Origin of the sequence: Polaribacter sp. MED152 (assembly GCF_000152945.2) — a bacterium.
Lineage (GTDB): Bacteria > Bacteroidota > Bacteroidia > Flavobacteriales > Flavobacteriaceae > Polaribacter.
The window spans coordinates 847499-859644 of sequence record NC_020830.1; the positions used below are offsets into that span (position 1 = coordinate 847499).

The 12146-nt window shown below is 29.2% G+C and carries 10 protein-coding genes; 2 read left to right on the top strand and 8 right to left on the bottom strand.

Annotated features, from left to right (window positions below):
* Positions 1–35 precede the first annotated feature (35 nt).
* Complete coding sequence (locus MED152_RS03890; RefSeq protein ID WP_015480556.1) at positions 36–1523, bottom strand: hypothetical protein; 1488 nt, start codon at positions 1521–1523, stop codon at positions 36–38.
* Positions 1524–1660: 137 nt separating this feature from the next.
* On the opposite strand from MED152_RS03890, the gene MED152_RS03895 reads away from it, so the two are divergent.
* Entirely contained in the window at positions 1661–2263 is a 603-nt protein-coding gene (locus MED152_RS03895) for a hypothetical protein (protein ID WP_015480557.1), read from the top strand.
* On the opposite strand, the gene rlmF is transcribed toward MED152_RS03895, so the two are convergent.
* Together rlmF and bshC are read right to left on the bottom strand one after the other, a co-directional pair.
* Entirely contained in the window at positions 2260–3114 is an 855-nt protein-coding gene (gene rlmF / locus MED152_RS03900) for a 23S rRNA (adenine(1618)-N(6))-methyltransferase RlmF (RefSeq protein WP_015480558.1), read from the bottom strand. The two genes, MED152_RS03895 and rlmF, sit on opposite strands and share 4 nt — an antisense overlap.
* Positions 3114–4706: a bacillithiol biosynthesis cysteine-adding enzyme BshC gene (gene bshC, locus MED152_RS03905; protein WP_015480559.1), complete on the bottom strand. Its 1593-nt coding sequence runs from the start codon at positions 4704–4706 to the stop codon at positions 3114–3116. Before bshC ends, rlmF begins: the two co-directional genes overlap by 1 nt.
* Positions 4707–4909: 203 nt before the next feature.
* Between bshC and MED152_RS03910 the strand changes: the two genes are divergently transcribed.
* Positions 4910–7384: a M14 family metallopeptidase gene (locus MED152_RS03910; RefSeq protein ID WP_015480560.1), complete on the top strand. Its 2475-nt coding sequence runs from the start codon at positions 4910–4912 to the stop codon at positions 7382–7384.
* 40 nt (positions 7385–7424) lie between these two features.
* Here MED152_RS03910 and rimO read toward each other — a convergent pair whose 3' ends face one another.
* The 5 genes from rimO to rpmG all read right to left on the bottom strand — a co-directional run bounded on the left by rimO (position 7425) and on the right by rpmG (position 12135).
* Complete coding sequence (gene rimO / locus MED152_RS03915) at positions 7425–8780, bottom strand: 30S ribosomal protein S12 methylthiotransferase RimO (RefSeq protein WP_015480561.1); 1356 nt, start codon at positions 8778–8780, stop codon at positions 7425–7427.
* A 57-nt stretch (positions 8781–8837) separates the two neighbouring features.
* Positions 8838–10484: an amidase family protein gene (locus MED152_RS03920; RefSeq protein ID WP_015480562.1), complete on the bottom strand. Its 1647-nt coding sequence runs from the start codon at positions 10482–10484 to the stop codon at positions 8838–8840.
* Positions 10485–10574: 90 nt separating this feature from the next.
* Entirely contained in the window at positions 10575–11546 is a 972-nt protein-coding gene (gene ftsY, locus MED152_RS03925; RefSeq protein WP_015480563.1) for a signal recognition particle-docking protein FtsY, read from the bottom strand.
* A gap of 200 nt (positions 11547–11746) precedes the next feature.
* Positions 11747–11899, bottom strand: a complete 153-nt coding sequence (locus MED152_RS13490) for a DUF4295 domain-containing protein (protein ID WP_015480564.1) — start codon at positions 11897–11899, stop codon at positions 11747–11749.
* A gap of 53 nt (positions 11900–11952) precedes the next feature.
* Positions 11953–12135, bottom strand: coding sequence for a 50S ribosomal protein L33 (gene rpmG / locus MED152_RS03930; RefSeq protein WP_015480565.1), 183 nt, complete (start codon positions 12133–12135; stop codon positions 11953–11955).
* Positions 12136–12146: the final 11 nt, after the last annotated feature.

Consider the following 12146-nt stretch of genomic DNA (forward strand, 5'->3'; position numbering starts at 1 on the left):
AATTAAAAAACCGAAGTTTAAACTTCGGTTTTTTTTTATATCAATGAATTTTTTAAACCACTTTCTATATTAAGCCAAAAGTAATTCCAAAAAGATTTTGTTTGGTCTCGCTTTACTTCTTTTATTTCTGCATCAGCCAATCCTCTCCCAGATTCGTCTTTAACAAATAAATTTACTAGCCAGCTTATAACTTTCTTCTTATGCTTCTCTTGATCTAAGATTCTTAATTTAAGATCTTCAAAATCCATTTGCATTTTACCATTAGAAATATAATTATTCCCTTCTATATCAAAATACATTTTATGTATGGCACCCTCAACTTTTACATTCATAGTTGGTAATAAAAAAGAACTCATATCTTCAGATTTTAAATTAAATAAACTACCATTCAATCTAAAATCATCTTCTTTATTATTTATATCAAAAGTCCATTTTATATTTAAAGGAGAATCTTTCATAAAACTAGCTTTAATTTCAGCTACAGTCATTTTCTCTTCTTTAATATAAGAATTGTTAATGTTGGTAATATTTGCCTCTAAATCATTAAAAACAAGAATTCCAGCTTTATTTTCTTTCTTGGTTAATTCTTCATAAACTAACCTAGAGTTATTAATTTGTAACGTTTTTACATCTAACTTTAAAGGTAATTGTCTAAGACTTTTACTATACAAATTTTTATGTTTTCTAGAATGTTGCAGAACTGTAGCATCTAAGTATAGATCAAAATTAGTTTCATCAATTACAATTTCATCTACACCTAAAGACAAAGAATCTTGCTCTTCTATGCTGAAGTTTGAAACCTTTATTTTTTTTGTAAATAAATTTAATAACTCTTGCTCTTTCTCTACAAAATAAATGTATTCTTTTCTAGTCTTGGTAGGTTTTATAAATAAGCTATCAATAACCAAATCGTTATTAGTGATTGAAATTTTACCAATTGAAAAATCTTGAACTTCAGATAATGTAGTTTCAAAATGATTAATTTCAGAAGTTATACTTTCTACAGTAAATGGTATTTTTTTTGATGAATTTAAATCTAATTCAAAATCATCTAAAGAAACATATAACGATTGAATTTTAAGAGGATAATTATTTTTTTTCTCAATAGCTACCTCAATATTTTCGAGAGAAATATTATCAATATTCACAAGTGATAGTTCCTTACTTTTTGTAGAATCTATTTGAACTGTGTCTACTTCGTTTTCAATTAATATACCAACAATTTTAGCGTTCGAAATTTTAAAATCATTAAGATGAATTTCTTTTTTACTGAAATATTTATAGTAAGATAGGTCTTTAATGCTAATATTTTCAGCAGAAATTGTTAAGCTATCTTTTGCATAAAATACTTCTGCTAATTCTAGATTTCCACTAAGAAAACTAATATCTAAATCAGAATATGAAACGCCTTCAGACTTTAAATAAAAGGCAACTTTTTTTGCAGCATAATTATCTAAAACCTTAAAAATTACAAACAAAATTAATGCAACAATTAAAATTTTAAATGGCTTTTTTTTACCCATGATTTTTGGTTAATTAATCGTTTTAAAATATACTGCAAAAAAATGAATTGAAAAGCCAATTCTTAACTAAACAAAAAAATGAGTTTTCAAAAGTCATATTTTATTTAAGATTGGTACTTTTACGCAAAATCTAAGCATTGATTCTTAATACTAAAAAATTTACTAAAGAGTTTCTAAAGTCGCTTCTTAAGCTAATAATAGCAGGAGTTTTTATAGGTATACTTAAAAAATACGATGAATTAATTGCGTGTATTTTAATTTTAAAAATTATTCATAATATCTATATAGAAATAGTATTACCAAAACAAAATAAGAATTGGATATTACTAATTGGTATGCTTTTAACTGGTTTTGGAGGTATTGTAGGCGAAACTTGGGGTGTTGTAAATGGTTATTGGGAATATCATGTGGTTACTAAAGCTATACCTTTATGGGTTCCCTTTGCATGGATGCTGGCCTTTCATTTCTTGTACAAACTAGAACGAAATTTAATTCCACTTTTAGAAGATCAATCACAGAAAAATAAAATTATTTTGGCAATAATTTTAGCTTTAATTTTACCTGCTTTTGGTGAAGTAGTTACTATTTATTTAGGAGTTTGGACCTATTATTGGCCTTATCAAATACTTGGTGTGCCTTTGTATGCTTTTTTATGCTTATTGTTTGTGCATATGCTAGTATATGTAATATTACATTTTATTTGCAAGAGATATAAAATTAATGATATCGTTTATCATTAAAATCTCCAACAAACAATTCGTGTAACCTTATTTCCTTGTTGCATTGGTATTGTTTTAAATTCTGTAACTCCCAATTTTTGAGAGGAAGCTTTTAAACTTTCTACATTTTCTTTTTTAGAAACCAAACTTGTAAACCATTTGCTCTTTTTTGGTTGCAAAGAACTTTCATATAAATAGGTATGTAAAAATGCTTTTTCACCTCCAACATACCAAAGTTCGTTATTATTACCAGAAAAATTACGAACAGCGTTATTTCCTAAATTTCTACTTTTTCGTTTGTTAGCTCCTTGAGCTTCTTCTGCAGATTTGTAGAACGGAGGATTACACATGGTTGCTGAAAAGGAATCATCATCTTCTAAAATATCTTTAAGAATATGCTCTTCTTTAAATTGTTGACGTAATTCTATGTTATCAGTAAAATTATTATCATCAATATTATCTTGAGCAGTATCTAAAGCATCTAAATCTATATCTGTAGCAACAAAACTCCAGTTGTATTCTGCAACTCCTAATAAAGGATAAATACAGGTTGCACCAGTACCAATATCTAAAATCTTAATATTCTTTTCATTGCCCAACAAATCACTTAAATGATGAATATAATCCAATCTTCCTGGTATTGGAGGACATAAATTTTCATCTGGAAAATCCCAAACAGAGATGTTTTTGTAAGTAAACAACAAAGCTTTGTTGAGTTCTTTTACAGCCTGTGGATTTGAAAAGTCGATAGTTATTGAATTGTATTTATTGGTGATAATAAATTCTTCTAAAATTGGATTTTGTTTTACCAAAACATCAAAATCATATCCTTTATTAAATCTATTGTCTGGATGAAGGCCTTTATTTTTCATTAAATTTCTAAGATTGTAAATTCTAAATGCAAAGGGTTTAATTCCTCTTTTAAAATGGTTAAAAATCTAGACCCAAATTCTAAATAATAGTTCGAAAAATTTCGTTGACGCTCTTCTAAAGATTCGTTTGGTAATATCTCATTTTGCAATAGCGTAATTCTATCTACCAAATCTTTCTGTCTGCGTTTTTCTGCTCTGAGTAAACGTTTCTCAAGGTTTTCTAAACCTTTAACTTGCTTTCTTTCCTGAGCATTTACGGCATTTAAAAAAGTAACATCCGTTTTTTTGGCAACTTCTTTTAAATCTTTAAATTGATTTTTTAAGTATTCAATTTTATCAGAGAAATCAGTTTCAATATCAGTATTTGCTACTACTTTTGCTGAAATTAAATCAAACTGATTTAAGAAAATTTCCTTTTTAGAAATATTCAATTTTTCTAATTTACCTGCTTGTTTTTCCGAAATAACCTGCACAGAATTTCTTAATAATAAAATTGGAAAAGGTATATGTACTTCATTAAAATACCCTTTTAACTCTAGCCAATAAGCCAATTCTCCTCCTCCACCAATATAACATAGATTGGGTAAAATTACTTCTTGATATAAAGGTCTCATAATTACGTTAGGAGAAAATGCTAAAGGATTTCTCTCTACCTCCAACAAAATTTCCTCTTTTGTAAAAGAGTATTCTGTGTTAAGTACCTTAAAAAGTTCATCTTCAAATATAATGCGCTCCCTAAAACCTTCCCCTAAATAAAACAGATTTATTTCTCTAGGATTAACCTGAATTTTATAGTTTTTTTCTAATTCATGAATTGATTTAGAAACGGCTTTAAATGATGATTCTTGTTGAAACTCTTGCTTTACAAATGGTGCAAATAAGGTTTTTAGTTGTGCATCATCTCCATCAACAATAACCAAACCATAAGCTTTAAAGATTTCATTAGCTATAAAACGAGTGGCATCAGCTAAATTATTATGTTCTAAATATCCTTTCGTAAATAAACTTTTTAAATAAATGGCATTTTTAGAATTACCTAAATGCTCAGAAAAAACATCAAAAACGTCTTTTAAACCTTCAGTAGAAAACCTGCCTACTGCTCCACCATCTTTTCTATTCCAAGCTACTTTTTTACCATCAAAATTAAAATAATTAATTTCTTCAAAATCATGGTCTTCTGTAGCCATCCAATAAATAGGAACAAAATTTTTATCAGGAAATTCTTCAGACAGCTGTTCACATAAGTTTATGGTAGAAAATATTTTATATAAGAAATATAAAGGCCCTGTAAATAGGTTTAATTGATGACCTGTGGTTATTGTAAAAGTGTTCTCCTCTTTCAGTAATTCTATATTCGATTTCGTTTCTTCAGAAACCTGAAACATATCATATTGTTCAGTTAATGCTGAAGCTAAAACCTTTCTGTTTTCTACTGGAAATGAGTTTTCTTTTTCTACTAATTGTTTCCTAAATCCTTCTAAATCAGGAAAATTATTATAAAATGGTTTAAGATTTTCATTTTGCTCTAAATAATGATGCATTATTTCTGAAAAAAAGCCGGTTTCTTGAAAAGGAATGTGTGTTACTTTCATAATTAATAACGCCTTTTATTGCAACACTCAGAATCTAAAATAGAAATCATATAGTTTGGTTAAATTTTCGATAAAAATACAACTATTTTAAGCGATGTTAAAAATTGTAAAACGCTCTAACATATTTTTAACTTCATCAGGAAAAGGTCACTACAATTAGTAAATTATATTGCTTACATTTGGAGAAATTCAAATTTAAATTCATGAAAATTAAGGCGTTTTTCTTTTTATTTTTAATCTCATCAATTTCAGTTTTTGCACAATCAGTAAAATCTCCAGCAGAATACTTAGGTTATGAAATTGGTAGTAGATTTACAAGACATCATCAAGTTGTAGATTACTTTAAATATGTAAGTAACACATTGTCAAATGTTAAATTAGAAAAATATGGTGAAACCAATGAACATAGAGAGTTGTATGTTACCTATATCTCATCTCAAGAAAATATCAATAATTTAGAAACGATTAGAAAACAAAATTTATCTCAAACTAAAAATAGCAATGCTAGTTCTAGTGATAAAGCTATTGTTTGGCTGAGTTATAACGTGCATGGAAATGAGGCCTCAAGTACTGAAGCTTCTATGTTAACACTTTTTGATTTAGTAACAAATAAGAAAGAATGGTTAGAAAATACTGTTGTTATTATAGATCCTTGTATAAATCCTGATGGAAGAGATCGTTATGTAAATTGGTACAATCAAGTAAAAAGTACTCCTTTTGATATTGGGCAAGATGCCAAAGAACACCATGAACCATGGCCTGGAGGAAGACCAAATCATTATTTATTTGATTTAAATAGAGATTGGGCTTGGGCTACACAAGTAGAAAGTCAGCAAAGAGTTAAAATTTATAATAAATGGATGCCTCATATTCATGTAGATTTTCATGAACAAGGTATAAATAATCCTTATTATTTTGCGCCAGCAGCAGAACCATTTCATGAAATTATTACAGATTGGCAGCGTGATTTTCAAACCCAAATAGGAAAAAATCATGCTAAATATTTTGATAAAGAAGGTTGGTTATATTTTACTAAAGAGAGTTTTGATTTGTTATACCCAAGTTATGGAGATACCTACCCTACTTTTATGGGCGCAATTGGTATGACATATGAACAAGCTGGTCATGGAAGAGCTGGGTTGGGTATTGAGACAGATGAAGGTGAGGTATTAACTCTAAAAGATAGAGCCATTCATCATAAAACGACAGGATTATCTACTGTTGAAATAGCATCTAAAAATGCCGAAAAATTAAATATTGAGTTTAAAAAATACTTTAATAATGATAATGTAAAGTATAAAAGCTTTTTAATTAAGAATGAAAATCAGGATAAAATTAATCGCTTAAAATTACTATTAGATAAACACGAAATTAGTTACGAAACTGCTAAAGGAGGTACTGTAAAAGGGTATGACTTTTCAACACAAAAAGAAGCTAAATTTAATGCTTCTAATAACGATTTGGTAATCCATACAGATCAACCAAAAGGAAAGATGGTTAATGTACTTTTTGAACCTTCAGCAAAGTTGGTAGATTCTTTAACTTACGATATTACTGCTTGGTCATTACCTTATGCTCATGGTTTTAATGCAATTGCATCTAAATCAAAATTAGCCTCAAACACTTATAATGATAAAGATTTTACACCTAATAATACTATTGATAAAAATGCTTATGCCTTTATTTTTAAATGGAATAGCTTAAATGACGCTACTTTTTTGGCAGATTTATTACAGCATAATATTATACCTCGTTTTTCTGAAAAACCATTTACTACAAGCGGAAAATCGTTTGAAAGAGGAACAATAATCGTATTAAAAAATGATAATAGAAATTCTAATTTTGCTGACAATCTTATAAATATTGCTAATAAGCATAAAAGACAAGTTACTACAACATCAACAGGTTTTTCTGATGCTGGAGTAGATTTTGGTTCTTATTCTGTAAAACCAATCAATAAACAAAAAGTTGCTTTGCTTTCTGGTGAAGGCACATCTTCTTTAAGCTTTGGTGAAATTTGGCACTTTTTCGAAACAGAGTTAAAATACCCTTTAGTCATTATAGATTCAGATTATTTTGGAAGAACAGATTTCTCGAATTACGACGTTATTATACTTCCTAATGGATATTATAATAGTATTTTAAATAAATCTACTTTAGATAAATTAACTTCTTTTGCCAGATCTGGAGGTACAGTTATAGCAATAGGAAGTGCATTAAATAGTTTTGCTGATAAAAAAGGATTTAGCTTAACCAGAAAAAAACTTGAAGATAAAAAAGACAATAATCTATTGCCTTATGCAGCTCAAGAAAGAAATAATGTAGAAAATTTAATTACGGGAGCAATCTTTAAAAGTACCATAGACACTACGCATCCTTTAGGGTTTGGTTACAAGAGTGATTACTTTTCTTTAAAATTAAGTGGTAGTACTTTTAACTATTTAAATTCTGGCGTTAATGTTGGTTATTTTGATAAAAATGCCACAAATGTTTCCGGATTTGCTGGTAAAACAGCCTTGAAGAATGTACCTGAATCACTTTTATTTGGAGTAGATGAAAAAGGCAGAGGAAGTTTTGTATATATGGTTGACAACCCTTTATTTAGGTCTTTTTGGGATAATGGAAAGTTATTCTTAGCAAACGCCGTTTTTCTCTTAAATTCAGATCAATTAAAATAAATAAAAAACCACTCTTAATTTGAGTGGTTTTTTTTACTGTTTATTTTGTTCTTTTTTGATGCAAAGGTTGTGGTTTTTCTTGCTTCTTAACAGGTGTTCCATACAAATCATAATCTCCTGCTTCATAAATCTCTACATCTATAAATTCACCAATTTTAATATAATGCTCTCTAGCATCAACCAAAACATCATTATCTACATCTGGTGAATCAGATTCTGTACGTCCGTAAAAATATTCGCCATCTTTTCTATCAAACAAACATCTAAATGTTTTGCCTACTTTTTGTTGATTCAATTCCCACGAAATTTGAGATTGAACTTCCATAATTTCATTTACTCTTTTAAACTTTACCTCTGCAGGAACATCATCTTCCAATACATAAGCCCCAGTATTTTCTTCATGCGAATACTCAAATGCACCAAGTCTTTCAAAACGCATTTCTTCTACCCAATCTTTTAACTCTTGAAACATTTCTTCAGTTTCACCAGGATAACCTACAATAAGGGTAGTTCTGATTGCCATTTCTGGAACTGCTTCTCTAAATTTATGGATTAAAGCTGTTGTTTTTTCATGAGTTGTACCTCTTTTCATAGATTTTAACAACTCTGTATTGATGTGTTGTAAAGGTATATCTAGATAGTTACATACTTTAGGTTCACGTTTCATAACTTCTAAAACATCCATTGGAAAACCTGTAGGAAAAGCATAATGCATTCTAATCCATTCTATACCATCTACTTTTACAAGGGCTTCTAACAATTCAGCTAATGCACGTTTTTTATAGATATCTAAACCATAATAAGTTAAATCTTGTGCTATAAGCATAATTTCTTTAATTCCTTTTTCTGCTAATTTTGTAGCTTCAGTAACTAAATCTTCAATTGGAGTAGATCTATGTTTGCCACGCATTAAAGGAATTGCACAAAAAGAGCAAGGCCTATTACAACCTTCTGCTATTTTTAAATAGGCATAATGTTTTGGAGTAGTCGTTAAACGTTCACCAATTAACTCATGCTTATAATCTGCTTCTAAAACCTTTAATAAATTGGGTAAATCATGAGTACCAAAATATTGATCTACATTCGGAATTTCTGCTTCTAAATCTGGTTTATATCGCTCACTTAAACAACCAGAAACAAAGACTTTATCAACTTCACCAGCCTCTTTTCTTTTTGCATAATGCAAAATAGTATCTATAGATTCTTCTTTTGCCTTACCTATAAATCCACAAGTATTAATAACCACAATGTTTCCATCATCATTTACATCTTCATGAACCACGTTTTTACCATTGGCCTTTAATTGTCCCATTAAAACTTCACTATCGTAAACGTTTTTAGAACATCCTAAAGTAACTACGTTAATTTTATTTTTCTTGATGGTTTTTGTACGCATTCCATTTTTATTTAAGCGAGTGCAAAAATAGTACTTTTTAAATGATTGATATTCTTTCTATTGATAGTTTTTAGGCATTTTTCTAGCTTTTGTTAATTGCTCAAAAGCATAGCCTAATTCTAATAAATTTCTTTCCTCAAAAGGTTTACCCACAAAGGTTAAACTTATTGGTTCTCCAGAAGTTTTATACCCCATAGGAACAGTTAAAGTAGGATGAAATGAAACAGCTGCAATACCTGAATGATAATTGTTAATAGATAAAATAGCATCTAAATCCTCACTCTCTAAGGCTTGTAAATACTTATTTGCTTCTGTCTTTAGATTTTCTTTAATGACTTCTAATTCTGCAATTGTGGTTTGATCTCTTTCTATACCTTCAAAAAGTTGCTGCCCATAAGGAGCTCTTAATAAAGAATCTTTTTTATTAAACTCAATTACATCTTTTACATTTTTAATGAATAATGATTTATCTGCATTTTCTGATAAATATTTAGGTAAATCATACTTCATATCAATATTCAATAAAGTCACAAATCCGTTAAATGAAATTTCAGGTGGCGTAATTTCTACTATCTCTACACCCACTTTTCTCATTTTCTCAATATTCAAAGCATAAATTGAATCTGTTAATAATGGTTTAAAAACACCTATTCTTTTACCCTTAAAACTATTTCGAAATCCGTTTTGAACATACTCTTCATCAATTTCTTTGGATTTGCTATCATTTTGATCAAAGCCTCTCATTGCATTCATAAAGATGGCATTATCAATTACATTCTTGGTCATTGGTCCAGGCGTATCTAAAGTGCTAGAAATAGGCACAATTCCTGTTCTACTCAAAACACCAATGGTAGGTTTTAAACCTACTACAGAATTCTGACTTGAAGGTGATGTAATAGATCCTGATGTTTCTGTACCCACAGCTGCTACTGCAAAATTTGCGGCTACAGCTACTCCACTTCCAGAAGAACTTCCTCCAGTTTCAAATTCAGCTCTTCCATAAGGATTTAAGGTTTGTCCACCAATGGCTGAATAACCTAAAGGACACCCAGAACAAAAGAAATAAGCCCATTCACTTAAGTTTACTTTACCTAAAATAAGGGCTCCATTGGCTCTTAGTTTTTCAACTATAAAAGCATCACTTTTCGAATAATTTCTTTGCAAAGCCAATGCACCAGCAGTGGTAGGCATTTCTTTTGTATTAATATTATCCTTTAATAAAACAGGCATACCATACATAGAAAATTCTGAAACGTTCGATTTATTTGCATCCTTTTCTCTAGCCTCTTTTAAGACATTAGGATTTAAAGCTATAATTGAATTTAAAGATAAAGTAGAATCACTTTCGAACTTTCTAATTCTATATAAATAAAAAATTGTTAATTTTTCATAAGATAAAGTACCATCTTTTACATGACGTTGTAAAGTGGGAATATCTTGCTCCAAAATAAGAGGTTTCAAATTATTATATTCTTCATCAGAAAATTTCTTTAATTCAGACTGAAATGGTTTATAAACTTCATTCATATCTAAAACTTTAGATTGAAAAAGTTTAAATTTCATTCTGCCATTTTTATGATTTCGCTGAGCTTCTAAAGCAGCAGTTTCATCATACTTTTTAAATTGAAACTCAGTTTCATTTTCCTGGTTCTTACAAGAGATTAAAACCAGTGAAGCAAATAGAAATAAAAGTGATTTTTTCATTAGAGTAAATTTATAGTCAAATATAAGAAACAAAAAACACCTTTTATGAAAAACATAAAAGGTGCCTTTATAATTTTAAGAAGTAAGCTTTTATTTAAAGAAAGAATCTACAAACTCTACTTTATTAAAAACTTGTAAATCATCTATACCTTCGCCTACTCCAATATATTTTACAGGAATCTGAAATTGGTCTGATATACCAATAACAACTCCACCTTTTGCTGTACCATCTAATTTGGTAACTGCTAAACTAGTAACTTCTGTAGCTTTAGTAAACTGTTTGGCTTGCTCAAATGCATTTTGCCCTGTAGAACCATCTAAAACCAATAAAACATCATGAGGTGCATCAGAGACCACCTTCTGCATCACACGTTTTATCTTTGTTAACTCGTTCATTAAATTTACTTTATTGTGTAAACGACCTGCAGTGTCTATAATAACAACATCTGCATCTTGTTTAACTGCAGATGTTAAAGTATCAAATGCTACAGATGCAGGATCTGAACCCATTTCTTGACGAATTATTGGCACATCTGTTCTGTCTGCCCACACTTGTAATTGATCTATAGCTGCTGCTCTAAAAGTATCTGCAGCACCTAAAACAACTTTTAAACCTTGTTTTTTAAATTGACTTGCCAATTTACCAATAGTAGTAGTTTTACCTACACCATTTACACCCACTACCATCAAAACATAAGGCATTTTCTTACCCTCTTTTTTAGGGATTTCAGGTATGGTAAAATCGGTTTCGTTACCAACGTTTGTTTCAGAAAGCAAACCTGCTATTTCTTCACGAAGAATTGCATTTAACTCATCTGTACCTACATACTTATCTTTAGCAACTCTAGCTTCGATTCTGTCAATAACTTTTAAAGTGGTATTTACACCAACATCAGAAGCTACTAAAACCTCTTCTAAATTATCTAAAACATCATCATCTACTTTAGATTTACCAGCAACAGCTTTAGATAGTTTACCAAAGAAACTTTCTTTAGTTTTTTCTAAACCTTTGTCTAAAGTTTCTTTTTTCTCTTTTGAAAATATATTTTTAAAAAAACTCATATCTTTTATTGATTTAAATATCAAGAATTAAAAAATATTGATATCTAATTTATTGTTGCTGTAATTGCTTATTAGACTGTTTCAAATATTTGATTCACAATCATACACAAAATACAGTGTATAAAAATACGTAATTATAAGGCATAAAAAAAACTACTTTCTATTTCTAAAAAGTAGTTTCTAAATTATATATAAGTTGATTATTTTTTTGCTAAAAATTTATCAACTTCTGAAGGATCCATAATTGCTTCAACAAACATGTAAGCTCCTGTTTTTGGAGACTTTACCATTTTTATTGCTTTACTTAATCTTTTTGATCCTGTTTGTAACGATGCTACTGATTTCTTTGCCATGTTAAAATGTTTTTAATCTATGTGCTCTATTCTGAGTTCTAGATTGTTTAGAATTACTTAATTTCTTTGTGAACAGTCATTTTCTTTAAGATAGGATTAAATTTCTTAATCTCTAATCTATCTGGAGTGTTCTTTTTGTTCTTTGTAGTAATGTATCTAGAAGTACCTGCTTGACCAGATGCTTTGTGCTCTGTGCACTCTAAAATTACTTGAACTCTGTTTCCTTTTTTTGCCATCTCTGTATAAT